The organism is Sorangium sp. So ce296, from assembly GCF_051529605.1.
GTDB classification, from domain to species: domain Bacteria; phylum Myxococcota_A; class Polyangia; order Polyangiales; family Polyangiaceae; genus Sorangium; species Sorangium cellulosum_D.
Map to the genome: position 1 here is coordinate 1,304,466 of NZ_CP150325.1, position 24,513 is coordinate 1,328,978.

Consider the following 24,513-nt stretch of genomic DNA (forward strand, 5'->3'; position numbering starts at 1 on the left):
GACCCCGGGCGCGAGGGCACCCGGGGCGAGGCCGGCGCGAGGGCGCTCAGTTATAGAAGGCGAGGTCGTCGATGTAGAGGTCGAACGACTCCGCCATGCCGACCTGGAACTGGATCGAGTAGAGCTTGGTCGCGTCGATCTGGGTGGTGCCCGCCGGCGTGCCCCAGCCGCCCTGCTTCAGGTCCGCGAAGGGAATGGTGAACTGCTGCCACTCCTCGGAGATGCCGGCGAGCGACTTTTGCCACGCGTCGCACTCGTCCGTGCAGACGCCGCCGACTGTATCCGTGCCCGGGTCCGTGATCAGGATGCTCGCGGTCGTGCTGGCGCCCGGGCCGACCTTGGCCCAGAACGTGATTCCGGTGTACGCCGAGGCGTCATAGGGCGTCTTGTCCCCGTCCTCGCTCTTCAGATCGAAGCCGAACCCGATGCCCCAGCCCGTGAAGCCCTCGCCCCACGACCGCGCCGCGAACTTGCTCTGCCCGCGCGCCGGCTCGAGCGCCGTCATCGTGAAAGGCGTCTCGCCGGTCCCCGTCGGATCGGGCGGAGGGTTCTGCGTGGCCCCCTCGGTCTTGTCATTGAAGGTGTACCAGTAACCGAGCCGGCCCCCCGCGGCCTCGATGGCGTTGTCGTCGTCCTCCATGTCATCGATCATCTCGAGGGTCTGAGGACCGCCGCCCGCGCCGGTCGTCGCGGAGGTGGTCGAGGCCGCCGTGGTGGTCGAGGAGGTGGAGGGCTCCGTGCTCCCCGTGCTCGTGGCCGACGGGCTCCCGCTGCCCGAAGAGGTGGTGGTGCTGGTGCCGCCGCCGGCGCCGCCCGAGCCATCGCCCCCGTCGTCGCCGCACGCCGCGAACGCCGCGACCGCAAGACCACACAACGCCAAGTTCAAGCTACGCAGGAAAATTCGATTCTTCATAGCGTCTCCGTAGTCTACCTTAGGCTAATCAGGACGTACCTTAAGTCCGGACAACATGTGAATAAGCGCCGTCCGGGCGCGCCGAGTATCACCCGGAATTTCAGGCTTCGCAACCTTCTTCTTTCCACGCTGCAATCCATCTTCCTCGCGCCCGCCGGGATGGGGCCGCTCGCCCGGAGCTCTTGACTCGGGCCGCTCGCAACGGCGGTGGCGCGTTCGGAGCACCGTTGAGACGTGAGCGGCTGGATCATCGCAAGTGGCCGCCTGCTTGCAACGCGCCTCCGCGGGCTCTCTGGACGAGGCTCGAGGGGGGAAAGATGGCAAAAAAGAAGGCTGTCTTGCGAGCGCGCGCCGCCGCGCAGCGGGCGGAACAGAGCGCGCAGCGGGCGGAACAGAGCGCGGGCCGGGAGCCGAGCGCGGTCGAGATCGCGCCGCCGGCAGCGCAGGAAGCGCAGGAGAGGCCCGCGCCCCGAGAGCAGGGGTTCGCCGCAGGGCAGCGCGAGCCGTGCGCGCCGCTGCCGGGGAGGAGCGGAATCGCGAGGCGGCTCTGGAGCCGCGTGGAGACGGCGGCCTACCGCGCCTACGAGCGGATCTCCGGCCTGTCCGAGGATCGGCCGGCCCTCGGGGTCGTGGCGGCGGCGCCGGTGCTGCGGGCGCTCGGGGTCGCCGCGCCGCGGATCGCGAGCAGCGTCACGGTGAGCAGGGCGCGCGCGGCGGTGCTGGGCGCGCTGCGCGACGCGGAGGGCGTGCGGCGGTACCTGCAGCGGATCGCGCGCGTGGAGATGGGCGTGGCCGAGGCGACCTCGACGATCTGGGCGGCCGGCATGGGAGGCCGGGAGCGCGTGAGGACGGGGATCGTGTCGCTCGCCGACGCGCCGGGAGAGCGGGGCACGGAGATCCGGGCGGTCCTGCCCGGCGCGCGGCCGAGGGGGTGGCTCGCGCGGGCGGCCGGCAGGCTGCTCGCGGAGGAGCCGAGGCGGCGTCTGAGGGGCGATCTGCGGCGGCTGAGGCAGTGGATCGAGGTCGGCGAGATCCCGACGACGGTGGGGCAGCCGTCCGGCCGGACGGGCCGTGAAAGGACATGATCATGCGAGCGATCTGCTGGAACGGGGTGAATGACGTCGCGGTCGCGTCGGTGCCGGAGCCGAGGATCCTGAGCCCGCACGACGCCATCGTCCGCGTCTCGCTGTCGTCGGTCTGCGGCTCGGACCTGCACCTGCTCCACGGGTACGTCCCGACGATGAAGGAGGGCGACATCCTCGGGCACGAGTTCCTCGGCGAGGTCGTGGAGACCGGCGCGGAGGTGAAGCGGGTGCGGCGGGGCGATCGGGTCGTTGTGTCGTCCATCATCGGGTGCGGGCAGTGCGCGTATTGCCAGAGCGAGCTGTGGTCGCTCTGCGAGAACTCGAACCCTCACCACGTGGTGGCGGACAGGATCCTCGGGGACACGACGGCGGCGATCTTCGGCTACTCGCACGCCTTCGGGGGGTTCGCGGGGAGCCACGCCGAGTACGTGCGCGTGCCGTTCGCGGATCACGGCGCGTTCAAGGTGCCCGACGGGGTGCGGGACGAGAGCGCCCTGTTCGCGTCCGACGCGCTCACGACCGGCTACATGGGGGCCGAGCTCTGCGACATCCGGCCGGGCCACGTCGTGGCCGTGTGGGGGTGCGGCGGGGTCGGTCAGATGGCGATCAAGAGCGCGTATCTCCTCGGCGCCGAGCGCGTCATCGCGATCGACCGGGTCCCGGAGCGCCTGGCGATGGCGAAGGCGCACGGGGGCGCCGAGGTGCTGAGCTACGCCGAGGTCGACGTGCAGGAGGCGCTCCGCGAGATGACGGGCGGGCGCGGCCCCGACGCCTGCATCGACGCGGTGGGCATGGAGGCCGACGGCGTGGGCCTGCAGTACGCGTATGACCGGGTGAAGCAGACGTTCCGGCTGCAGAACGACCGCCCGCTCGTGCTGCGCGAGGCGATGCTGGCCTGCCGCAAGGGCGGTACGGTGTCGATCATGGGCGTCTATTCCGGGTTCGCCGACAAGATCCCGCTCGGGGCGCTCATGAACAAGGCCCTGATCGTCAGGACGGGACAGCAGCACGGACAGCGGTACATCCCGAGGATGCTGGATCTCATCCAGCGCGGAGACCTCGATCCGTCGTACCTCGTGACGCACCGGATGTGCCTGGAGGACGGGCCGCGCGGATACCGGCTGTTCGAGGAGCGCGCGGAGGGGTGCATGCGCGCGGTGTTCGCGCCCTGACGCCCGCATGCAGCAAGAGGAGAGACCGCAAGGGCGCAAGAGCGCGCAAAGGGACAGAGCTGGAATCGTATTCCTCTCTTCCCCTTGCGTGCCTTGCCCTTGCGGTCATCTCCCCATGAACGGACCTTCGCGGGATTTCGACGTGATCGGCGTTCTAGCGACCCTGTTGTTGCTTCGCCAGATTCGCCTGGATCGCCTGCGCATGCTCCAGGTGGTGAACCACCTTCTCCCGGATGCTCTGGAGCTCCTGCCTCAGGGCCGGCTCCTTCACCTTCGGGATGAGCTGCTCGTCCAGCATGCGCAGCTGATAGCGGTGCATCATCACCTGGGCGTTCATGAACGCCTGGTCGAATTTCTGGGCCGGCTGCCGGCGGAGGTGGGCCGCGAAGAGCGGCGCGTGCCCGACGAGCATCGCGCTCACCCGCGTCGGCTGCACCTGGATCCTGAGGCGCCGGAGGAGCGCGCTCAGATGACGCTCCGCCTGGGTGTGGGATTCGATCATTTCACAGGCGAAATCCTTGACCTCGCGCGACCGGGCCTGCTTGCGGGCGATCGTCGCCAGGGAGATCTCGAGCTGGTTGGCCGCCGAGACGACCCCGGCGATGGCGCCGTCCGACACCTGTGTATGCGCGCGCTTCGGCGTCGCCTGCTGCGGCCGATGCTGCTGCGGCCGCTGCTGCTGGGAGATCTGCGCGCCTTGCTGCTGAGCGTAACCTCCCCGCCCGGTCGCGTGCGCAGAGCTGCCTACGACGCTCGCGGCGAGCGCGGCGATCACCGCGACCCGATGCCTGAAATGATGGCGCATCATGGTGAATTCCCCTTCCCTGTTTTCCGCGGCGCGCCTCACGGACCGATCCATGGAACACCCGCGGGTCACTACGTCTCCAACATCAAGCAAGCAGCGGACCCGCTCTCGACGGAATCACCGGGACGGCGCTGCTCACCGCGGCGCGCGAGGGCGCGCAGCGAGGGCAGGCGCCGCGCACCCGGGCTGGCCTCCGGCGCCATGTCTCAGGCCTTCGCGGGAAGCGATGGATAGGCTGCCGTCAGCCATCCACGGGACGTCGCCTCCGCGAAAGGCGCCCTCTCCGGCGAGCCCTGGCTCCCGGGGCCGCCGCGCTCCTCCGGGAAATCCGTGGCGCCGGGGGTGAGACGGGGCTTGCGGGGGGCCGGTCCCGGTGGTCAAGTGCGGCGTGGCGCGGAGCGGTCCCGGGCCGCCCCGCGCGCCGGCGACGAGCTCGCCCGGAGGCCTCAGCGCACGCGCACATGCCCGACCGCGGCTTCATCCTCACGCCCACGTACCGGGTCGTCGCCGGATGCCCGGAAATCCATCTGTACGCGGTGATGGAGGACGGCACGCCGGCGCTCGTCATCGAGGACAGGTTCAGGCCGTACTTCTTCGTGCGCGAGCGCGACGCGGACATCGCGCGGCGGCTCGCGGGCAATCGCGTCTCCCCGGAGGCGCTCGAGACGCTCGACGGCGAGCCGGTGCTGCGCGTCTTCGCCGCGCTCCCGCGGGACGTCGCGGCGCTGCGCGACAAGCTCGCCGAGGCCGGCGCCGACGCCCTCGAGGCCGACGTGCGCTTCGCCTACCGCTTCCTCATCGATCGCGGCGTCCGCGGGGCGTTCGCGGTCTCCGGGCCGTTCGAGCTCCGCCCGGGCGTCGGGCGCGTGTACAAGAACCCCGAGCTCTTCCCCGCGACGTTCGTCCCGGCGCTGCGCGTGCTGTCGCTCGACATCGAGACGAGCCTCGACGGCGAGCATCTCTATGCGATCGCCGTCGCCGGCGCGGGCGGCGAGCGCTGCCTGCTGGTCCGGGACGAGCCCGTCCCGTCCGGCCTGCCCGCCTACGTCGAGCGCTTCCCCGACGAGCGGACGCTGCTCGAGCGGTTCCTCGCGCACGTCGCGGACGCGGATCCCGACGTCCTCACCGGCTGGAACATCCCGGATTTCGACCTGCCGGCGCTCCAGCGCTATTGCCGGCGCGCCGGGCTCTCGTGCGCGCTCGGGCGGGGCCCCGAGGAGGTCTCGATCCTGCGCGACCCGGGCTTCTCGCGCGAGGCGCGCGCCGTGCTCCCGGGGCGCGTGGTGCTCGACGGCCTCGCGCTGCTCCGCAGCGCCTTCATGCGCCTCGAGGATTACCGCCTCGAGACCGCCGCGCAGGCGATCCTCGGGCGCGGCAAGCTGTTCGCGTCCGACGACCGGGGCGCGCACATCGAGGCGTCGTACCGCGACGATCCGGCGCTGCTCGCGGCGTACAACCTCGAGGACGCCCGCCTCGTCCGGGACCTCCTGGAGAAGACCGGCCTCATCGAGCTCTCGGTCCGGCGGAGCCTGCTCACGGGCATGCAGCTCGACCGCGTGGGCGCGCAGATCGCCGCGATCGACTCGCTGTACCTGCCCGCGCTCCGCGCCCGCGGCAAGGTCGCGCCGTCGGTGTCGCAGGGGGCGCCGGACGAGGAGGTCGAGATCGCCGGCGGCCTCGTGCTCGAGTCGGTCCCGGGGCTGTACCGCAATATCGTCGTCTACGATTACAAGAGCCTCTATCCGAGCCTCATCCGCACGTTCAACATCGATCCGCTCACCTTCGTGGCGGGGGACGGGGCGCCGCCGGAGGCGCTGATCGTGACGCCGGGCGGCGCGGCGTTCCGGCGCGGGGAGCCGGGCATCCTCCCCGAGCTCGTCGCGCGCCTCTGGGACGAGCGGGCCGAGGCGCGGCGGGCGGGCGACGAGCGCGGCGCCATGGCCATCAAGATCCTCATGAACTCGCTGTTCGGCGTGCTCGGCTCGCCGGCGTCGCGCCTGTTCTCCCCGGCCGTCGCGAACGCGATCACGAGCGCCGGCCAGCACGTCATCCGGCTGACGGCGGAGGCGGTGCGGAGGGCCGGGCACCGGGTCCTCTACGGCGACACCGACTCGCTCTTCGTCGACATCGGCGAGCCGGACGCCGCGCGCGCCGCCGCCCGCGCCGAGGAGCTCCGCGAGGCCGTCTCGGCCTCGGTCGCCGCCGAGATCGCGAGGACCTTCGGGTGCGAGAGCCGGCTGGAGCTCGAGTTCGAGAAGGTCTATGCGCGCTTCCTCCTGCCCGAGCTGCGCGGCGCCGCGCAGGGCAGCAAGAAGCGCTACGCGGGCCTCGTCGCCGGCGATGGCGGCGGCAAGCTCGAGATCGTCGGGCTCGAGGCGGTCCGGCGCGACGCGAGCGCGGTCGCGCGGCGCTTCCAGCGGGAGCTGCTCGATCTCGTGTTCCACGATCGGCCGGTCGAGGGCTTCGTGCGGACGTTCGTGGCGGAGCTCCGCGCGGGGCGGTTCGACGCGGAGCTCGTCTATAAGAAGGCGCTACGCAAGCCGCTCGGCGCGTACACGAAGACGACGCCGCCGCACGTGAAGGCGGCGCGCAAGCTCGTCGGGGACGCGGGGCGGATCGTGGCGTACGTGATCACGCGCGCCGGCCCCGAGCCGGTCGGCCAGACGACGGCGCCGCCGGACTACGATCACTACGTGTCGCAGCAGCTCAAGCCGATCGCGGACTCGGTGCTGCGGTGGCTGGGCGGCGCGGACTTCGACGCGATGACCGGCGCGAAGCGGCAGCTGTCGCTGTTCTGAGGCGCGGCGGCGCCCGCGCGGCGCGCCGCGCCGGAAGAGCCCAGCGGCGCGGCCGGCGCTCCGCGCGGCGGGGAGGGCTCCTTCGCCAGGAGTTCGAGACGCGGGGCGTGGCCGCGCCGCGGACGAGCCTCGTCGGCTTCCTCGGCAGCGGGCTCGGCCTGACGGTCGACCTGCCGTCGGGGTTCTACCTGCTCGGCCAGGTCGACGCCCAGACCTACTTCTTCCAGCGGGCGAGGCGCGGGTCGGGGGAGAGCGGCCCGGTCAGCGCCGAGTTCGCGGTGCGGCCGCTCGCCGGGCTCGGCAAGCGCTTCTGAGCGCGGCGAGCGCCGCCCGCGCTCACTTCGCCGACAGCGCGTCGGCGACCATCGCGCGCGCCTCGTCGAGGATGCGATCGAGGTGCGCCTGGTCCTTGAAGCTCTCCGCGTAGATCTTGTAGACGTCCTCGGTGCCCGAGGGCCGCGCGGCGAACCAGCCGTTCTCGGCGACGACCTTGAGCCCGCCGATCTCGCCGCCGTTGCCCGGCGCGCGCGTGAGCTTCGCCGTGATCGGCTCGCCCGCGAGGCTCTGGGCGCGCACCGCGTCGGGGGAGAGCTTCTTCAGCACGCTCTTCTCGGCGGGCGTCGCCGGCGCGTCGATGCGGGTGTAGAGCGGCGCGCCGAAGCGCTGGGTCAGGTCGCGGTAGTGCTCAGCCGGGTCGCGGCCGGTGCGCGCGAGGATCTCGGCGGCGAGCAGGTCGAGGATGATGCCGTCCTTGTCCGTCGACCACACCTGCCCGTTCCGCCGCAGGAACGAGGCCCCCGCGCTCTCCTCGCCGCCGAAGCCGAGCGAGCCGTCGAGCAGCCCGTCGACGAACCACTTGAAGCCGACCGGCACCTCGCGCAGCGGCCGGCCGAGGTCCTTCGCCACCCGGTCGATCATGCTGCTCGAGACGAGCGTCTTGCCCACGGCCGCGTCGGCCCGCCACGCGGGGCGGTTCTGGTAGAGGTAGGACACCGCCACGGCGAGGTAGTGGTTCGGGTTCATCAGCCCGGCGCTGCGCGTGACGATGCCGTGGCGATCCGAGTCGGCGTCGTTGCCGAACGCGAGATCGTAGTCGTCCTTGAGCGCGATGAGGTTCGCCATCGCGTACGGCGACGAGCAGTCCATGCGGATCTTGCCGTCGTGATCGAGCGGCATGAAGCTGAAGGTGGGGTCGACCGCCTGGTTCACCACGGTGAGGTCCAGCCCGAATTTCTCGGCGATCGGCGCCCAGTACGCGATGTTCGAGCCGCCGAGCGGATCGACGCCGAGGCGCAGCTTCGCGCCGCGCACGGCCTCGAGATCCACGACGTTGCCGAGGTCGGCGACGTAAGAGCCGATGTAGTCGTAGGGGTGCGTCGTCGGCGCGTGCAGCGCGGCCTCGTAGGGCATGCGCTTCACGCCCGCGTTGCCGGCGCGGAGCAGCTCGTTGGCGCGGTCCTCGATCCAGCCGGTGACGGCGGTGTCGGCGGGCCCGCCGTTCGGCGGGTTGTACTTGATGCCGCCGTCGTCCGGCGGGTTGTGCGAGGGCGTGATCACCACGCCGTCCGCGAGCTTCGAGGTGCGCCCGCGGTTCTGGGTGAGGATCGCGTGCGAGATGACCGGCGTCGGCGTGACGCCGTTGCGCTCGGCGATGAGGACGTCGACGCCGTTGGCGGCGAGGACCTCGATGACGGAGCGCTGCGCCGGCTCGGAGAGCGCGTGGGTGTCCATACCGAGGTAGAGCGAGCCCGTGGTGCCCTGCTTCGCGCGGTAATCGCAGATGGCCTGCGCGACCGCGAGGACGTGCGCCTCGTTGAAGCTGCGCCGCGCGGCCGAGCCGCGGTGGCCGGAGGTGCCGAAGGCGACGCGCTGCTGCGGATCGCTCGGGTCGGGGCGCTCGCTGTAGTACTGCGCGCGCAGCTTGTCCGGATCGATCAGCACATCGGGCGGGGCTTTGCGGCCCGCGAGGGGGTGGAGCGCCATGGGCCTCCGCATAGCCGAGCGCGGGGGACGAGCCAACCCTTCCACGAGGCGCCGGGGGACGCCGCGGGGCGCGCCGGGGCGCGCGGGGGCGCCGACGAAACACCGCGGGGGCGCCGACGGGACACCGCGGGGGCGCCGACGAGACAGCGCGGGGGCGCCGACGGGACGCCGCCGGCGCCGCGCGCGGCCGCGGCTGGATTGCCGCCCGGGCGACGCTCGGCGATGCTCGCGCCGGTGACCGCGCCGCTGCGCCTCTTGCTCCTCCCGGGTCTCGACGGCACCGGCGCGCTCTTCGCGCCGTTCGTCGAGGCGCTGTCCGCCGAGTCCGCCGACATCGCGCCGGAGGTGGTCTCGTACCCCGCGGACCGGGCGCTCGACTACGACGCGCTCGAGGCGCTCGTCGCGGCGCGCCTGCCCGCGGACGGGCCGTACGCGCTGCTCGGCGAGTCGTTCTCGGGGCCGCTCGCGCTCCGGCTGGCCTGCCGGCGCGCCGGCCAGCTCGTCGGCGTGGCGCTCGTCGCCACCTTCGTCACGAACCCGGTGTGGCTCGTCCCGTCGCTCGCGCGGCACCTCGTCGGCCCGTGGCTCTTCCGCCGCCGCGCGCCGGAGCTCGTCGCGCGGCGCTACCTCGTCGGCGCGCGCGCCGAGGCCGCGTGGCTCGAGCGCGTGGCCGCGAACGTCGAGACCGTCGATCCCGCGGTGATGGCGGCGCGCGTGCGCGAGGTGCTCTCGGTGGACGCGCGCGCGCCGCTCCAGCGCTGCGCCGCGCCGCTGCTCTACCTGGGCGCCGCGGGCGACGCGCTGGTGCCGCCGCGCGTGCTGCGCGAGCTCCGCCGGCTGCGGCCCGACCTGGAGTGCGTCACGGTCGACGCCCCGCACCTCGTGCTGCAGCTCGCGCCGGAGGCGTCGGCGCGGGCGATCGCGGGCTTCCTGAGGCGCGCGGCCGCGCAGGCGCGGCCCTAGCCTGGTTGTCTCGGGGCTGCGTCCCGGTCCGCCCCCCGGCGTCCCCCGGCCCTCGGGACGGCCATGTGGTCGACATCCGGCGGCGCCGCGGCCCCGCGTCCCGCCACGTCACGCGCCGATCGCGGATGGCTCGTAGCGAGTGACCCAGACCTTGATGTGCAGCTCCCCGAAGATCAAACAAGGCTCCACGAAGTCTGCTCGGGAAAGGAGCGCGAACACCTCCTCATCCGAGGCCGGGACCCTCAGCGACGCCATGGCCTTGCGCCGTTGCTCCGCCGCCTCGGGCGGCCACCCCCCCGCGGAGGCCCGCCGCTCCTCGACGGCCATCAGCCGCGGATCGTTCCCGGTCCGGCAGCCGATGACGAAGGGCGCCCCCGGCTTCAGCCGCCCGGCGATCTCCCGGAGCAGCTCGAGGCGAGCCTCATCCCCCGGGAGGTGGTGCAGGACGCCGATCATCTGGGCGCCGTCGAACAACGGCCCGCGCGCGAGATCGCGCAGCTCGCAGGCATGCAGGCTCGTCCGCTCGAGGAGGCCTTCCGCCGCGAGCTTCTCTCTCGCGACAGCGAGCATCTCCGGCGAGGGATCGACGCCCGTGAAACGGACGCCGGCCCCCACGTAGCGCGCGAACGGCTTCACCTCGCTCCCGGTCCCGATGCCGACCATCAGCAGCGACGCGGCCTCGCTGTCCGGGAGCGCCGCGGCCATCACCTCGGCGGCGACCTGCTGCAGGACGCCGTAACCTGGCCAAAAGCGGTTCACTTGGTCGTCGTAGCTCGATGCGCGCTCGCGCCCGAAAGCCGCCGCGTGCTTTCCGTGTTCGTCCGTCCCCATCTCGCCTTCTCCTCGGCTGACGGTCGCTCGGACCGCCTGCAGCGAAGGAGTACCGCTCTTCGCGCGGCACCGGCAGGGCGGGGTTTTCGATCCGATGGTCGGGGCTTTCTGTCGCGGGCCTCGCGGAGGGCGGGGACCCGGCGCCTGTCCAGTCCGGTGGAGCCGCCAGCGGCGGCCTCCGCCGGGAGCTTCGGATCGTGGGACAGGCGCAGCGCTGCGCCTACCTGGCTCACCTGAGCCTGCCATTGCATGTTCACCTGACCTGCCATTGCTACATGGTTCACCTGACCTGCCATTGAACAATCGCCTGACCGGTCCTTGCGTGAGCGTCGCATCCCCCACGCCGCGCGGCGCCGGGTCATTCACGTTGCATTGCAGATTCAACTTGACAATCGCTGCCCATAGTAAAGACCTCTGCCTGCCAGGGCACGACGCAACGGTCGCCCTGCGATCCGCGGTTTCACGTCGGAAGCTCGCTCATCACGTCCGCCGGGCCTTGGAACGGCGGGACTTGGTCAGCGCCGTCCTTCGAAACAAACAGCGAGGTAATCCAATGTCCGCATCTCTCTCACGTCGCTCGACGGTCTTCCTGGCTCAGGTTGGTTTGCTCTCCGCGGCTTCGTGGAGTTTCATCGGATGTGGCTCCGAAGGTCCCATGGACGGTCCGTTCGGAGCGCACGACCCTGGGGCTGCCGAGAGCGAGCCCGTCGCCGAGGGGCGTGCGGGCCTGGACGCCGGCTTCACGTCGCGCGAGATCGTGCGCGGGCTGTCGTTTCCGATGCGGATCGTCTGGGGGCCGGACGGCTATCTGTGGTTGACCGAGCGCGTGGGGAAGCGGGTCGTGCGTGTCAGGCGATCGGACGGCCAGAAGACGACCGCGGTCACCATCAGCGAAGCGTACCAGTCGGGAGGACAGGACGGGGTGCTGGGCCTCGCCCTGCACCCGGATCTGCTCAAGGGCACGGGCAACGACTATGTGTACGTCTCCTACACCTATGACGTCGATCCAGGCTCAGCGGTGAGCCGCAGGACGAAGATCCGCCGCTACACGTACAACGCCGCGACAAAGACCCTGGGGAGCCCCGTCGACATCATCACGGGCCTGCCCGGGAGCGACGATCACAACTCGGCGCGGCTCCTGTTCGGCCCCGATCAGAAGCTCTATTACACCGTCGGGGACCAGGGAAACAACCAGTTCAACAGGAAGTGCCTCCCGGTCGGCGCGCAGGATCTGCCCACGGCGAGCGAGGTCGCGGCGCAGGACTGGTCGAAATACGCCGGCAAGATCCTGCGCCTCGACCTCGACGGCTCGATCCCGGGCGACAACCCGCAGAGCGCCGGCGTCCGCAGCCACGTCTACTCGTACGGCCACCGCAACCCGCAGGGCCTCACGTTCCTCGGCGGCAAGCTCTACGCGGCCGAGCATGGGCCCAAGAGCGACGACGAGCTCAACCTCATCCAGCCCGGCAAGAACTATGGCTGGCCGCACGTCGCCGGCTACCAGGACAGCCAGGCCTATACATACGACAACTGGTCCGCGTCGAGCCCGACGCCGTGCTCGTCGCTCGCGTGGAACGACTACACGCCCCCTTCCTCGGTCCCCCGGCAGCAGGAGAGCGCCTGGAGCCACCCCGATTTCACGCCGCCGCTCGCCACCTTCTACACTGTCCCGAACGGCTACAACTTCAAGGATCCGGCGTGCGGAGGCAACGATTACATCTGCTGGCCGACGATCGCGCCCTCCTCGCTCCACACCTATGCCGTTGAGCCCGGCATCCCCGGGTGGGAGGGCTCGCTCCTGATGACCACCCTCAAGAAGGGCGCGGTGTACCGGGTGAAGATGAGCTCCACCGGAGCCCCCGTCGCGGGCGAGCCGGTCGTCCACTTCCAGACCACCAACCGCTACCGCGATCTCGCGCTGAGCCCGGATGGCCTGACGGTCTACGTGATCACGGACAGCCAGGGGAGCACCAGCGGGCCGACCGGCGGGGCCACATCGGCGCTGAGCAACCCGGGAGCGATCCTGGAGTTCAAGTACACGGGCACCAACTGAGCCGACGCCGGAGGGCGGGGCCTGCGCCCCGCCAGCGCAGCTCCGCGACCGCGTGACCGTGCCCCGGACGAGCGGCGCCTCGCCCCGGCGCCGCCGGCCCGGGGCGAGGCTGCCGCGCCCCGCTGCCGGCGGCTCTCCATGCGCGCCGCGCGCCGTGATAGCCTGGCTGTCCGGGTCCCCTTCCCTCTGCGGGTCATCGCATGGAGAGGCGTTCGATGCGCGCATGGCTCTCGTTGTCGTTGCTGTTCGTCGGCGGGTGCGGTGGTACGGAAGCCGTCCCGCCGGAATCGACGGGACCGAGGCGGGTGACGCTCGTCACGCCATCGGTCGCGACCGAGAGCGACGGCGTGCGGCTCGCCGACGGCGCCATCGTCGCGGGCGCCGGCGACCTGAGCCTCTATCAGGCGATGGTGCTCTCGCTCTCCTCGCCCACGCCGGGCTCCCTCTGCGCGAAGGGGACCTTCAGCGCGCTGGGCGACGTCCCGACGGACGTCGACACCTGCCCGGCGGGGCTCTCGGGCACCTGGGAGCAGAGGACGTACCTGAGCGGAGCGACGACGCACACGACCGAGGAGTCGTCCGTCATCGGGCTCGGGCTGCTCGTGTGGAACGCGGACCACACGGCGCTCTACCGCCTGCGCGTCATCGGCGATTCGTATGACGGACAAGGGGTCTCGACGGCGACGTTCGACGTCGAGCCCGTGCCGTAGACGGCGCGCCCGGCGGTCGCCTTCCTCCTCGAAACGCTGGCCGACACACCCGGACCGCCTCGACGCCCCAACCGGCGCGTCCTCGGCGGCGACCGCCCAGGTGCTCGCCAGAGAAGGCTGGCCTGGCGCGGCGCGAGCCGGGCGCCCCCTCGGCCCGCCCGAAGCCCGGCCGACGAATGTGACGCCACAATCCTGCGCGCCGTGACATGTCACGGCGCAACCCGTGACATGTCACGGTGAAATGGGCCGCATTTCACGGCGAGCGGCTCACCGTCCAGCGCATGGCAAGCGACGGATTGGGAAATCGAGCCATTTTTGCGCTTGGCACGTCGGGTGCTTTGTGCCCCGGAGCGAGGCCGAGCAGCAGCGTCGAGCTTCCGGAACGCACCTGGTTGCGCCCTTCTGCCGCTGGCAGAGGGGAGAGGACGATCGCCGCTGACTCGAGCTTCGCGCTGCGTGAGGACGCAACGTCTGCTCGCCGCGATCGAGGCGGCAACGATGACACACGCCGCGCCCTCGTGGTGAATCTCAGCGAAGGAGAATGGACATGAAGAACGGTTTGATGGGGAAGGTCGTTCATGTGATCGCAGCGTCGACGGCCATGCTGGCGCTCGGAGGCACGATGAAGAGCGCCGAGGCCGAGGTCGTGCCCATCTGCCTCACCGTCCCGGAGCAAACCCAGATCGCCAGCCTGGTCAATCAGTTCTACCAGGCGTCCACCAACGGTGATATCGACTTCATCGAAGATATCATCTCGGACAGCCCGGGCGCGCTGTTCCTCGGCACGGCGCCCGGCGAGGTGTATGCCGGCCACGCGGCCATCGTTCAGTGGTGGCAGGACATGTTCACCTTCCTCGACGGCCTGGGATACCCGAACGACGGGGGGCTCCCGATCGAGGCCACCGGAGGGCTCCTCCAGCTGCAGCAGCAAGGCACCGTCGCCTGGGTGGCGGACGACCCGACGTTCGCTTTCCTGGGCGGCGACGTCCCGACCCGATTGAGCCTTGTGTTCCACAAGCAGGGCGGGCAGTGGAAGATCATCCAGGGGCACTGGTCGGTCGGCTTGCCCAACGAGGAGCTCCCCCTGGAGGCGCCGTGATCCTGGAGGGGCGGCTCGCGCGTCGCTGACGTCGCCCCCTGTCCCGCTGGCGAGGCGCGCGCTTCGCGATCGCGCGCGACGCGCTCAGCGCACGTGCAAAGCGCGCCCCCACGCATACGCGTGGGGGCGCCCATCATCGCGACCACCGCCGTGCGTACCGGCGAGGCGCCGCGAGGCCGAGCGCGTGGCCGGGCGCGCCGCCGCTCGCGGCGCGAGGGAGGCGCTAACGGCCCAGCAGGGCGTCCAGCACCCTGTTGTAGGTCTCCTTCTTCTGATACTGGTCATTGAAGAGCAGCGACTGCGAGCTCTGCCCGTTGCACAAGGCCCCTTGCCAGCCGTTGAGCCACGACCTGCCGTCGTTGATCCCCCAGAACGTGATCGCGACGCACTTGGGCAGCGAGAAGCAGGCCGCGACGATGTCGTGGTAGTAAGTGAGCTGCTCCTCGGCGGTGACCACGCCGCCGCAACGGTTGATGTCCATCTCGGAGATCAACACCTCCAGGCCCAGATCGGAGAAGCGCTTCAGGTTCGCCGCCACGTCCGCGCCGCCGGCCTCGTTGTTCGGCGGCCCGATGTGCATCTGGAACCCGACGCCGTCGATCGGGACGCCCCGATCGACCATCCCCTTGATCATCTCATAGACGTAATCGGCCTTATCGTTGAGCGCGTCGATGCTGTAGTCGTTGTAATAGAGCTTGGCTTCCGGGTCTTGCGCCCTCGCCGTCTGGAACGCGAAATCGATGAAGTTCACCCCCATCGCGTTGAAGAACACCGAGGGCCTCATGCGGGGATTGCCGACGCCCGTGTCGCTGTCGGTAATGACCGCCTCGTTGACGACGTCCCAGTGCTTGATCTTGCTCTTGAAGTGCCCCATGACGTTCTCGATGTGCCTGCGGATGGCTTGCTCCACCGCGGTCGAGCCAGACAGGGAGTTCGCCCACCCCGGCAGCTGGTTGTGCCACACCAGGGTGTGGCCCTTGACCTTCATTCCATTGCTCGTCGCCCAGTTGACGATGTTGTCCGCGGCACCGTAGTTGAAGCTGCCCGGCTGGGGCTCCAGCGCGTCCCACTTCATCTCGTTCTCTGCCGTCACGTAGTCGTGCTCGGCGGCGGCGACGCGCTTGTAGTTCGCGTCGTTGAGGCCGGAGCCGGAGATGGCCGCGCCGATGAGGATGGGGGGGTTCGCCTTCGAGCCGGCCTCCTTGAGCGAGCTGGCGCTCGCGGCGGGGATCCGGGCGTCAGCGCCGCCGCTGCCGCCCGAGCCGCCGGCGCCGCCCATGCCGCCCGAGCCGGCCATGTCGCCGCCCGCGCCGCCGGAGCCGGTCGTCGGGCCCGCGGTCGTGGACGTCGTGCCGCCGGGGCCGCTCGTCGTGCCGCCGCCGGTCGTGGCGGTCGTGCCGCCGGAGCCGCTCGTCGTGCCGCCGGGGCCGCTCGTCGGGCCCGCGCCGCCGTTCTCCCCTCCCCCGTCGCCGTCCGAACAGCCGAGAGCACAAAGGAACGCCGAGAGTAGAAGGGTAAGGGGTGCTGACCTCATGCTCGCATCCTCCGAAGGAAAAATCTCGTCACTTATTCCCGCGAAGCGGCGCCGTGATCATCGCCGGGTCACACCGCGCACGGGCGGCCCCCGATGGGGGTACCGAAGCGACAGTAGAGCGGACGCTCCCCCCCAAGTCCACAGCCTCAACGATGTGGGCACGAGGGACATCGGACTCAGGAAGAAAATTCCGGGTTCATGCGAGGTTCTTCGCGCCGGCGGCCGGACGGGCGCGTCGCGCCTTCTTCTCCGGTGGGACCGCGCGGCGCAGGAAGTCCACGAACGCCCGCAGCGCAGGGGGCGTCTGCCGGCGGCTCGGGTAGTAGAGGTAAAAGCCCGGGAACGACGGCGACCAGGGCTCCAGGACGCGCGTCAGCCTCCCGGCCTCGACGAGCGGCCTCGCTTGCTCGTCGAACACGTACGCGATGCCGACGCCGTCCACCGCGGCGCGCAGCGCGAGGTCCACGTCGTTGACGATGAGCGGGCCCTCGACGGCGACCTCCAGGGACTGCCTCCCCTTCTCGAACTCCCACCGGTACAGGCTGCCGTCGGTCGGCCAGCGCGTGTTGATGCAGCGGTGCCGGTGCAGATCGCGCGGGGTCGCGGGGACGCCGTGGCGCGCCAGATAGGCCGGCGACGCCACCGCCATCATCGAGAAATCGCCGCTCAGCCTCACGGCCACCATGTCGCGCTCGAGGCGCTCGCCCAGGCGGACCCCGGCGTCGAAGCGGCGCGCGACGATGTCGGCGATCGCGTCCTCGACCACCACGTCGAGCACGATCTCCGGGTGCTCCTCGTGGAACGGGCCGAGCAGCGGGGCGAGGCACCAGACCGCGGCGACCCGCGCCGTGTTGATCCGGAGCACGCCCGACGGCCTGTCCCGGAGCGCCCTTACGTCGGCGACCGCCGCCTCCAGCTCGGTCAACGCCGGGGAGAGCCGCGAGAGCAGCCGCGCCCCCGCCTCGCTCGGCGCAACGCTGCGCGTGGTGCGGTTCAGGAGGCGCACGCCGAGCCGCTCCTCCAGCCCCCGGATGGTCTGGCTCAGGGCCGACGGCGAGACCCGCAGGTGCGCCGCCGCGCGGGCGAAGCTCCCGTGCTCCACGATGGCCGCGAACGCTGTCAGATCGGCGAACTCCCTGCCGCGCATTATGTACCCCTGGCTAAACAGGCTCCTTCGATCCTGTCGGATTCTTCGCGGGGCGCCAAGGCCTTAACGTCCGGATCCAGGCAGGGCGCCTGACGCGCCCGCCGCACCTGTGGAGCCAACCATGACCAACGCACTCTCTCTCGACACCTACCGGCTGCTGGGGCGCTCGGGCCTGCGCGTCTCCCCGCTGGCGCTCGGCGCGATGACGTTCGGCAGCGACTGGGGGTGGGGCAGCGACCGCGACGAGTCGCGGCGCATCTTCGACGCCTACGTCGATCGCGGCGGGAACTTCATCGACACGGCCAACAAATACACGAACGGCACGTCCGAGCGGCTGGTCGGCGAGTTCGCCGGCGATCGGCGAGAGCGCCTGGTGCTGGCCACCAAGTACACGCTCAGCATGCGGCCGGGAGACCCCAACTCGAGCGGCAACCACCGCAAGAACATGGTGCGCTCGGTCGAGGCGAGCCTGGGGCGGCTCGCGACCGATTACATCGACATCCTGTACCTGCACGCGTGGGACGGGACGACGCCCGTGGACGAGGTCCTGCGCGCGATGGACGATCTCGTCCGGTCGGGGAAGGTGGTCTATGTCGCCATCTCCGACGCGCCGGCCTGGCAGGTCTCCCGCATGCAAGCCATCGCGGATCTGCGCGGGTGGGCGCCGCTCATCGCACTGCAGATCGAGTACAGCCTGATCGAGCGCACCGTCGAGCGGGAGCTCATCCCGATGGCGCGGGAGATGGGCCTCGGGGTCGTCCCGTGGTCGCCGCTCGGCAGCGGGGTGCTGACCGGGAAGTACTCGAAGGCCGATCTGGCCGCGGGCGATGGCGCGGCGGATCCGGCCGGCACGCGGAAGAACATCGCCGCCGCCAACGGCGCGCTCACCGAGCGGAGCCTCGGCATCGCCGAGGTGGTGAAATCGGTCGCGGCCGAGAGCGGCAAGACGCCGTCGCAGATCGCGATCGCCTGGACGCTGCTGAATCCGGCGGTGACCGCGCCGATCCTGGGCGCGCGGACCCTGAAGCAGCTCGAGGACAACCTGGGCGCCCTCGACGTGCGGCTGACGGACGACCAGCGCGCCCGGCTCGACCGGGCCAGCGCCGTCGAGCTCGGCTTCCCGCACGACTTCCTGGCGCGGCCGCTGACCCGGAGCGTCGTGTCCGGCGACGTGAAGATCGCCGCGCGGCGCTGACCGGGCGCGCCCGCCGCAGGCTCAGCGCTCGCGGTCTTACAGCGGCCGATCCTTCGCGAGCGCCTCGAGCCAGTCCGCGCACGCGCCGTCCTCGGCGGGCGGCTGCGCGCCCTTCAGGAGGTACCACGCCTCCCGGTGCAGCGCGCGGGCGCCGGGCTCCACGCGCTGGAGCGGGCCGAGCGACTCCACCTCGAGCATGTCCTGGTTCGTGAAGGTCTCGAAGTTGACCCCCATGTCCGGGTACGTGGCGCCCTCGACGAACGGGAACCGCTTCAGGAACACGTTCCCGTGGTTCGCGTACGCCGCGTAGCCCTGGCTCACGAGCATCCCCACCTTCTGCGGGCCCTGGCCGGCGACCTGCCGCAGGCGGAGCACGCGCTTGCCCCAGGTCCACCGGGGATCGGTCATGTCGCTGTACGGCCACAGCACGAGCGGCCGCGCCGGCAAGACGCGCTCGGGGTGCGGGAAGAACGGCGCCTGCGGGAACAGGCACTCTCCGCCGCCCGCCATCACGGTGAGCGCCCACGGCGTGAACTCGACCGCATAGGCGCCGTGGTTCTCGATCGCGTGCTCGAGGACGAACCTGCCCGCCGCGGCGTCCGCCGTGATGCGGATCTCCTTCTGCATCCCGTGCTTGTCCGCGGCGGACCGGAACACGTGCGCGCCGTTCTCCTCGCGGTGCTCGACCGGGTCGTTGTCCGGCTGCAGCGTCCGCTGCTCGTCCTCCGGGCCGATCCAGAGCCGGTGGCCGCCGTAGAACCTGTACTGTGTCCCGCCGGTCGCGCCCTGATCCTCGGGGATCTCGGACAGCTCGTTCGGGCCGCCGATGACGCCATAGCGGATGATCCGCGGGCCGATGTCGAGCGTGACGACGACCTCCGTGTCGCCGCAGACGATGCGCGCGGCGCGCTTCCAGCCGCCGTAGGGGATGATCTCCATGATCGCGCTCGTACCGCAGAACGGGAGCGCGGTTCAACCCCGACCGCCGGGCGCGCTCGCGGAGCGGGGCCCGCCGGACGCCGGCGCCGGCCGCGCAGGGCGGCGGGGGCCCTGGGCGGCCTCGCGGCGACGGGCTCTCGCGCGCTCACGTCTGGCCGTCGGCGAAGCGCTCCGGAGGGGCGAAGTCGGCCGGACGGCCGCCGAGGCCGACCGCGATGGCGCGCTGCCAGTAGCGGCCGCCGAGGTCGAGCGCGATGTCCTGCAGCGACGGCAGCGCGTGCGCGCGGCTCGAGGCGGCGGCGACGGCGCGGAGCAGCGGCACGGCGAGGAGCGAGCTCTGCCGGGGCACGCCGAGCTGCTCGGCGAGCACCTCGCCGAGGACGGCGCGGGAGACGCAGCAGAAGACGGCCATGATCTGCTCGGCGCGCCGGCGCTCGCCGTCGCTCCGCGCGCTGCGGATGCCGTGGGTGACCAGCGCGTCGACGAGCATGCGGGAGTCGTCGTCCGGCGCGCCCTGCGTGGCGAAGATCATCTCGGCGAGGCGCCTCGCCTCGGCAGCGGAGCCGGGGATGAGCTCCGGCTCGACGCCGATGACGTAGGCCACGTAGCGCCAGAGGTGGACGAGGTCCTCCCGCTGGTCGGGCGGGACGTGGTAGCCGAGCTTGTCGAGGCCGTCGAGCACCGCGACCGAGAAGAGCAGCGCCGTCGCGACCATGTCGTGCTGGTTGATCGGCTCGCCCCAGAGCGAGGTCTGCCACCGGCCGCTCGCGCGGACGAGGCGCCGCACCTGGGCGTGCATGACGCGCACCTTCACGGTGATCGCGAAGCCCTCGCCGGAGCGGCGCATGCCGTTCGCCTGGCTGACGGCGTAGACGAAGCGGCTCGTCTCGCCGAGGCGGCGCCCGGCCTGCTCGCGGAGCCTCCCCGAGAAGACGAGCGGTTTGTTCCCGCCGGGCGAGGCGTAGCCGAGGATGAGCGCCTGCATCGCGAGCAGGATCCCGCCGAGCGCGCCCGTGCGCAGGAACGCGGCGCCGCCGCGGTTCACCGCGTCCCAGTCCACCCAGACAGGGACGTGATCGACCTCCGCGAAGAGCGCCCGCAGCTCGGGCGGGGCCTCGGCCGCGACGTGGTCGACGCCGCGCGCGAGGGCGGCCTCGAGGAGGCGGAAGCCCTGGCCCGAGGGCATCGACGCGAACGCCTCCACGACGGCGTCGGCCGCGGGATCGACGCGCAGCAGGAAGGGGGCGAGACGGTCGAGCCGATCGCCGAAGCGACGGCGGGCGTCCGCGGTGTCCTGGAACCGGGCAGGGATCGTCGCGTTCTTCATGGGGGTGGAGTCGAGTTCCTTGGCACATGGCCGACATCGCGCAACGCGGAGGCCGCCCGCCCGGTAGGCTCGCGTCCCGCGTGCAGGCGCCACCACGCCCGTGGACCAGCCCGACGAGCGCTGCCTTCGGCCCGATGCGCGTCGCGCCGCGCGCTTGCAGCGCGCGCCCCTGGGCCGTCGTCCTCCGCGATCGCGTCGCAGGCTCCATGCGCCCACGCCGACGAGCGCGAGCGCCGCCGGCGCTAGCGGCGCGGCCGCCTCGGCGCTCTCGTCGAGGCGACGCTCAGCACTCGCACTCGTCCTCTCCTTCATAGGACTTGGCGATGAACGTGATGTCGTACGGGTAGGCCGCCTCCGGCGGCCCATAGATGCGCAGGAGCAGATCGTTCGCCGAATCCAGCCCTTCGCCATCGAGCCACACCCGTCCATGCTCGCTCTGTTCAGATCCGATGAGCTCCATCGTGGCCGCGCTGTAGACCTCCACGATCACCGTGTTCTCTGGGCCGGGTGGCGGGGTGTACTGCTCGCACCCCGCGCCGCACAGCTCTGCCCCGGCGGCCAGGACGCGGAGCTTCCAATAGAGCTCTTCGTACCCGAGAGAGGTATCGAGCAGGTACCAGTCCTCATCGCCTGAACAGAGGACGAAGCCGACATGCGAGAACCACGCGTCGGGAGATCCGCTGCCGCCTGCCGTGTAGGCGAGCGGCGCCGCGGAGGCGGCCGCGTCGTTCTCCTCGTGGGCGTCGTCCGCGCAAGCCGGCGCTCCGCCGCCCCCGCTCGCGGAGCCGCCTCCGCCGACCCCGCCAGGACCGCCGCCACCGCCGCCGCCGCTGCTGGCGCCGCCGCCATCACCGACGCCGCTGCTGCTGGCGCCGCCGCCATCACCGACGCCGCTGCTGCTGGCGCCATCACCGACGCCGCTGCTGCCGCTGCCGGTGGCGTTGGTGCTGCTGCTGCCCCCGGCGCCGGGGCCCACGCCATTGTCCGACCACGGCGAACAAGACGTCGCTCCGAACAACGAGGCGCAGAGCGCCGTGAACCCCATGAATCGAATCGAGCTACGGATGAGCGACATAAAGACCTCCTGAGAACAGATAACAATGCCCCCAAGGGCGAGGCGTCGCCCCCTGAAGCACGCGCATCGAGCATTGCATGAACCACGATTGGAAGCGCGATGTCAGATCATATCATTTCTCACGACTCCATTCTTTTCCATGGCGCCAGCGAAGCCGCGGAGTATCCTTGCCGGCGATGGCTCCGCGTCGTTCAATCCGCTCTCCGAAGGCCGCCCACACCTATCGCGGGGCCCGACTCCGCAGCATCTCGCTGGGAGCTGCGCTCGCCGCCGTCCTGGGGTGCCGCTCGTCGCCGCCTCCGCCCCGCCAGGAGGTCATCGACATCCATGTGCACCTGACGCACGCCGACGCGGTGACACCATTGCTCGCCCACATGGCCAAGCACCGCATCGATCGCGCCGTCATCCTCGCGAGCCCGGACCTGACCAGCGGCCGCGGCGGATCCGGGCTCGCCGGCTACCGCACGGGCAACGATATCGTCCTCGACGCCGCGGCGGCTCACCCCGGAAAGCTCATTCCGTTCGTCACCGTGGATCTGGGTCACGGCGATCTCGCGTACCTCGGCGAGCTCCGCCGCCGAGGCGCCTGCGGCGTGAAGCTCTATCAAGGGCACAACCTCTTCCACGAGCGTCCCCTGGACGACCCCTCGCACCAGGCGATGTGGCAGGCGCTGTCCGATCAGGCGCTCCCGATCCTCCTTCACGCCAACACCGTCCGATACCGCGGCGAGCTCGAGGCGGTCCTGCGCTCCTTCCCCGACCTGCGGCTGGTGTGCGCACATCTCTGCGGCAGCCGCACCGACCTCGCGCGCGTGGAGTCCCTGATGGAGGCGTTTCCACGCCTCCTCGTCGATACGAGCCATGGCTCCGCCGGCCCGGCGGCGGAGGGGTTCGCGAACCTCGAGCGGGAGCGCGCCCAGCTCCTCAAGCTGTTCTCTCGATGGCCCGAGCGCTTCCTGTTCGGGACCGACCTCGTGACCAGCGGGCTGGACCCGCTGTCCATGGAGCTGTGGGATCTGCAGGTGGAGTCGAACATGGATCTCTTGAAAGAGGACAATTTCCGTTTCTTTCGTCAAACCGCCGACCAGCCGGCCCGCACCCTCGGCACCTATCAGGGCCTCCACCTGCCCCCCGAGCTCCTCGGCCCCGCCCTCGGACAGAACGCCGCGCGATGGCTCGGCGCCTGCGCGCGGTGAGGGCCACTTTGCCGGCCCCGTCCATGCGGGGCGCGGCTCGCGCGACCGATGGCTCGGCGCCTGCCCGCGACGAACGTCGACCCTCGGATCACCGCCCGCGACCTCAGGGCCCGAACTTCACGAGGAAGGAGTCCGAGGACGGCTCCGACGGCGCGTTCACGAGCGGCCCCGTGCCAAAGTCGATCGTGCCCAGGAACGGCCCGGCGGCGAACACGCTGCCTGTCGCGTCGATGGCCGTGGATTGGCCGTACTGGCGCCCCCTGTCGCCGGTGTGCTTGGCCCAACGCACCGTGCCCGTCGCGTCGAGCTTCGCGGCGAAGGCATCGCCGTAGGTGCAGTCCATGAGGCCCGTGCCCAGATCGACGTCGCCGTACAGCAGGCCCGTGATGGCGATGTCGCCTCCCACGTTCGCCGCGACGTCCAGCGCCGTCTGAGGCCCGTATTCCCCGAAGCGCTTGGCCCACAGGAGCTCGCCCGCGGGGCCGAATCTGGTCACGAACATGTTGCCGCCCCACGTGACCGAGCCGGGCTCGAGAAAATCGAACCCGCCCGCGCTCACCAGAGCGCCTCCGCCGAAATCCACGCTCCCGAGGAACGTCCCGCCGATCACCACGGCTCCGGAGCCGTCGACCGCGACGCCGTACGCCCTCTGGAGCGCCTCGTCGCCGAACCGCTTGCTCCAGAGGTGCGCTCCGGCGGCGTCGAGCTTCGCCACGAAGACGTCCTCGCGGCCAGCGGAGGTCAGCGGCCCGCCGCCGAGGTCGATCGTCTTCATGTCGCCGTACCCGAAGCTCCCGGCGAGGGCGACGTTTCCCGTCGCATCGAGCGCGACGTCGTGCGTCTCCGTGGCGCCGAGCTGCTTGACCCAGAGGCAATGCCCCGCGGGGTCGAATTTCGCGACGTACGAGTCGTCCACGGTGGCGCTGGTCAGCGAGCGTCCGCAGAGGCTGATCTGGCCCGTGAAGCTCACGGCCACGACCACGTTCCCGGCTGCGTCAACGTCGATGCTGTCCCACACTACATAGGATCCTGCGCCGCTCCGAGCCGACCAGACGTGTTCTCCGTCTGCCGTGAAGACGGCCACGAAGGCGTCGAGCGATCCGCCCACGAGCGGGCCGCCTCCGAGATCGATGCTGGTCTGGCGAGCGCGTCCCGCCAGGGCGATGAGCCCCGCCGGATTGACGGCGACATCCTGCACGTAGCCCGCGTCGAAGAGCCTCTTGTGCCAGATGAGCTGCCCTTCCCCGCCGAATTTCGCGAGGCTGACGTCCGAGCGGCCCTCGGTGGAGAGCGGGCCGTCGCCGAGGTCGACGCCCTCGGCGACCTCGATCGCGAGGATGACGTGGCCCGCCCCGTCCACGGCGATGCGGCCCCCGGAGACGCTGGCCTGGCGCACCGTCGATCCGAAGTGCAGGCTCCAGAGGGAATCGCCGGTGCCCGGCGCGCCGCCGCTGCCGGCGCTGCTGCCGTTGCCGGCGCTGCTGCCGCTGCCGGCGCCGCTGCCGCTGCCGGCGCTGCCGCTGCCGGCTCCGCCTTCTCCCGCGGCATCGCCGCCGGCGTCATCGCCGCGAATGGGATCGAGCGGAATCCTGTCGCATGCCGCCGTAAGCACGCTGAGCGCGATGGTTCCAGGTACGATGAGCTGCTTCAAGGAGCACTCTCCGATCTCGGTTGAGGAAGCGCGTGTC

General features: G+C 71.2%; 20 protein-coding genes. 10 read left to right on the forward strand and 10 right to left on the reverse strand.

Annotated features, from left to right (window positions below; all coding sequences use genetic code 11):
• Window positions 1-46: 46 nt before the first annotated feature.
• Window positions 47-913, reverse strand: a complete 867-nt coding sequence (locus WME98_RS04835) for a hypothetical protein (protein WP_437950200.1) — start codon at window positions 911-913, stop codon at window positions 47-49.
• Window positions 914-1,251: 338 nt separating this feature from the next.
• On the opposite strand from WME98_RS04835, the gene WME98_RS04840 reads away from it, so the two are divergent.
• Window positions 1,252-1,998, forward strand: coding sequence for a hypothetical protein (locus tag WME98_RS04840; RefSeq protein ID WP_437950201.1), 747 nt, complete (start codon window positions 1,252-1,254; stop codon window positions 1,996-1,998).
• A gap of 2 nt (window positions 1,999-2,000) precedes the next feature.
• Window positions 2,001-3,170, forward strand: a complete 1,170-nt coding sequence (locus WME98_RS04845; RefSeq protein ID WP_061626229.1) for a zinc-dependent alcohol dehydrogenase — start codon at window positions 2,001-2,003, stop codon at window positions 3,168-3,170.
• A 154-nt stretch (window positions 3,171-3,324) separates the two neighbouring features.
• On the opposite strand, the gene WME98_RS04850 is transcribed toward WME98_RS04845, so the two are convergent.
• Window positions 3,325-4,017: a DUF4142 domain-containing protein gene (locus WME98_RS04850; RefSeq protein ID WP_437950202.1), complete on the reverse strand. Its 693-nt coding sequence runs from the start codon at window positions 4,015-4,017 to the stop codon at window positions 3,325-3,327.
• A 419-nt stretch (window positions 4,018-4,436) separates the two neighbouring features.
• Here WME98_RS04850 and WME98_RS04855 point away from each other — a divergent pair, with 419 nt between their 5' ends.
• Complete coding sequence (locus WME98_RS04855) at window positions 4,437-6,773, forward strand: DNA polymerase II (RefSeq protein WP_437950203.1); 2,337 nt, start codon at window positions 4,437-4,439, stop codon at window positions 6,771-6,773.
• Between the two features lie 107 nt (window positions 6,774-6,880).
• Window positions 6,881-7,087, forward strand: coding sequence for a hypothetical protein (locus tag WME98_RS04860; protein WP_437950204.1), 207 nt, complete (start codon window positions 6,881-6,883; stop codon window positions 7,085-7,087).
• A 22-nt stretch (window positions 7,088-7,109) separates the two neighbouring features.
• Here WME98_RS04860 and pgm read toward each other — a convergent pair whose 3' ends face one another.
• Window positions 7,110-8,756: a phosphoglucomutase (alpha-D-glucose-1,6-bisphosphate-dependent) gene (pgm, locus tag WME98_RS04865; protein WP_061627485.1), complete on the reverse strand. Its 1,647-nt coding sequence runs from the start codon at window positions 8,754-8,756 to the stop codon at window positions 7,110-7,112.
• Window positions 8,757-8,978: 222 nt separating this feature from the next.
• Between pgm and WME98_RS04870 the strand changes: the two genes are divergently transcribed.
• The gene (locus WME98_RS04870) at window positions 8,979-9,719 is read left to right on the forward strand and encodes an alpha/beta fold hydrolase (protein WP_061627486.1); all 741 of its coding nucleotides are present in this window, start codon (window positions 8,979-8,981) and stop codon (window positions 9,717-9,719) included.
• Between the two features lie 108 nt (window positions 9,720-9,827).
• Here the strand turns inward: WME98_RS04870 and WME98_RS04875 are convergent, their stop codons facing one another.
• On the reverse strand, window positions 9,828-10,550 hold the full coding sequence (locus tag WME98_RS04875) for an SAM-dependent methyltransferase (RefSeq protein WP_437950205.1): 723 nt from the start codon (window positions 10,548-10,550) through the stop codon (window positions 9,828-9,830).
• Window positions 10,551-11,205: 655 nt separating this feature from the next.
• On the opposite strand from WME98_RS04875, the gene WME98_RS04880 reads away from it, so the two are divergent.
• From WME98_RS04880 to WME98_RS04890, 3 genes are all read left to right on the forward strand, one after another.
• Window positions 11,206-12,603 carry a glucose/sorbosone family PQQ-dependent dehydrogenase gene (locus WME98_RS04880; RefSeq protein WP_437950206.1) on the forward strand — a complete coding sequence of 466 codons (1,398 nt, stop codon included), beginning with the start codon at window positions 11,206-11,208 and terminating at the stop codon, window positions 12,601-12,603.
• Window positions 12,604-12,818: 215 nt separating this feature from the next.
• A complete protein-coding gene (locus tag WME98_RS04885; protein ID WP_437950207.1) occupies window positions 12,819-13,313 on the forward strand; it encodes a hypothetical protein in 495 nt (164 codons plus the stop codon).
• 547 nt (window positions 13,314-13,860) lie between these two features.
• Window positions 13,861-14,412, forward strand: a complete 552-nt coding sequence (locus WME98_RS04890) for a nuclear transport factor 2 family protein (protein ID WP_437950208.1) — start codon at window positions 13,861-13,863, stop codon at window positions 14,410-14,412.
• A 223-nt stretch (window positions 14,413-14,635) separates the two neighbouring features.
• Here the strand turns inward: WME98_RS04890 and WME98_RS04895 are convergent, their stop codons facing one another.
• Window positions 14,636-15,946, reverse strand: coding sequence for an endo-1,4-beta-xylanase (locus WME98_RS04895; RefSeq protein WP_437950209.1), 1,311 nt, complete (start codon window positions 15,944-15,946; stop codon window positions 14,636-14,638).
• Window positions 15,947-16,142: 196 nt separating this feature from the next.
• A complete protein-coding gene (locus WME98_RS04900; RefSeq protein WP_437950210.1) occupies window positions 16,143-17,093 on the reverse strand; it encodes a LysR family transcriptional regulator in 951 nt (316 codons plus the stop codon).
• A 121-nt stretch (window positions 17,094-17,214) separates the two neighbouring features.
• On the opposite strand from WME98_RS04900, the gene WME98_RS04905 reads away from it, so the two are divergent.
• Window positions 17,215-18,288 (forward strand): aldo/keto reductase, encoded by a 1,074-nt coding sequence (locus WME98_RS04905; RefSeq protein WP_437950211.1) that lies wholly within the window; start codon window positions 17,215-17,217, stop codon window positions 18,286-18,288.
• Between the two features lie 36 nt (window positions 18,289-18,324).
• On the opposite strand, the gene WME98_RS04910 is transcribed toward WME98_RS04905, so the two are convergent.
• The 3 genes from WME98_RS04910 to WME98_RS04920 form a co-directional block, all read right to left on the reverse strand.
• On the reverse strand, window positions 18,325-19,227 hold the full coding sequence (locus WME98_RS04910) for a hypothetical protein (protein ID WP_437950212.1): 903 nt from the start codon (window positions 19,225-19,227) through the stop codon (window positions 18,325-18,327).
• A 145-nt stretch (window positions 19,228-19,372) separates the two neighbouring features.
• Window positions 19,373-20,554: an oxygenase MpaB family protein gene (locus WME98_RS04915; RefSeq protein ID WP_437950213.1), complete on the reverse strand. Its 1,182-nt coding sequence runs from the start codon at window positions 20,552-20,554 to the stop codon at window positions 19,373-19,375.
• A 283-nt stretch (window positions 20,555-20,837) separates the two neighbouring features.
• A complete protein-coding gene (locus WME98_RS04920) occupies window positions 20,838-21,629 on the reverse strand; it encodes a hypothetical protein (RefSeq protein WP_437950214.1) in 792 nt (263 codons plus the stop codon).
• Window positions 21,630-21,958: 329 nt separating this feature from the next.
• On the opposite strand from WME98_RS04920, the gene WME98_RS04925 reads away from it, so the two are divergent.
• Window positions 21,959-22,825, forward strand: a complete 867-nt coding sequence (locus WME98_RS04925; RefSeq protein WP_437950215.1) for an amidohydrolase family protein — start codon at window positions 21,959-21,961, stop codon at window positions 22,823-22,825.
• Between the two features lie 103 nt (window positions 22,826-22,928).
• Here WME98_RS04925 and WME98_RS04930 read toward each other — a convergent pair whose 3' ends face one another.
• Window positions 22,929-24,476: a hypothetical protein gene (locus WME98_RS04930; RefSeq protein ID WP_437950216.1), complete on the reverse strand. Its 1,548-nt coding sequence runs from the start codon at window positions 24,474-24,476 to the stop codon at window positions 22,929-22,931.
• Window positions 24,477-24,513: the final 37 nt, after the last annotated feature.

Excerpts from the sequence above, each read along its gene's own strand:
- WME98_RS04890 (WP_437950208.1), top strand. The coding sequence starts at position 13,861 with ATGAAGAACGGTTTGATGGGGAAGGTCGTTCATGTGATCGCAGCGTCG.
- WME98_RS04855 (WP_437950203.1), top strand. The coding sequence starts at position 4,437 with ATGCCCGACCGCGGCTTCATCCTCACGCCCACGTACCGGGTCGTCGCC.
- WME98_RS04885 (WP_437950207.1), top strand. The coding sequence starts at position 12,819 with ATGCGCGCATGGCTCTCGTTGTCGTTGCTGTTCGTCGGCGGGTGCGGT.
- WME98_RS04880 (WP_437950206.1), top strand. The coding sequence starts at position 11,206 with ATGGACGGTCCGTTCGGAGCGCACGACCCTGGGGCTGCCGAGAGCGAG.
- WME98_RS04910 (WP_437950212.1), bottom strand. The coding sequence starts at position 19,227 with ATGGAGATCATCCCCTACGGCGGCTGGAAGCGCGCCGCGCGCATCGTC.
- WME98_RS04905 (WP_437950211.1), top strand. The coding sequence starts at position 17,215 with ATGACCAACGCACTCTCTCTCGACACCTACCGGCTGCTGGGGCGCTCG.
- pgm (WP_061627485.1), bottom strand. The coding sequence starts at position 8,756 with ATGGCGCTCCACCCCCTCGCGGGCCGCAAAGCCCCGCCCGATGTGCTG.
- WME98_RS04875 (WP_437950205.1), bottom strand. The coding sequence starts at position 10,550 with ATGGGGACGGACGAACACGGAAAGCACGCGGCGGCTTTCGGGCGCGAG.
- WME98_RS04845 (WP_061626229.1), top strand. The coding sequence starts at position 2,001 with ATGCGAGCGATCTGCTGGAACGGGGTGAATGACGTCGCGGTCGCGTCG.
- WME98_RS04920 (WP_437950214.1), bottom strand. The coding sequence starts at position 21,629 with ATGTCGCTCATCCGTAGCTCGATTCGATTCATGGGGTTCACGGCGCTC.
- WME98_RS04900 (WP_437950210.1), bottom strand. The coding sequence starts at position 17,093 with ATGCGCGGCAGGGAGTTCGCCGATCTGACAGCGTTCGCGGCCATCGTG.
- WME98_RS04870 (WP_061627486.1), top strand. The coding sequence starts at position 8,979 with ATGCTCGCGCCGGTGACCGCGCCGCTGCGCCTCTTGCTCCTCCCGGGT.
- WME98_RS04915 (WP_437950213.1), bottom strand. The coding sequence starts at position 20,554 with ATGAAGAACGCGACGATCCCTGCCCGGTTCCAGGACACCGCGGACGCC.
- WME98_RS04895 (WP_437950209.1), bottom strand. The coding sequence starts at position 15,946 with ATGAGGTCAGCACCCCTTACCCTTCTACTCTCGGCGTTCCTTTGTGCT.
- WME98_RS04835 (WP_437950200.1), bottom strand. The coding sequence starts at position 913 with ATGAAGAATCGAATTTTCCTGCGTAGCTTGAACTTGGCGTTGTGTGGT.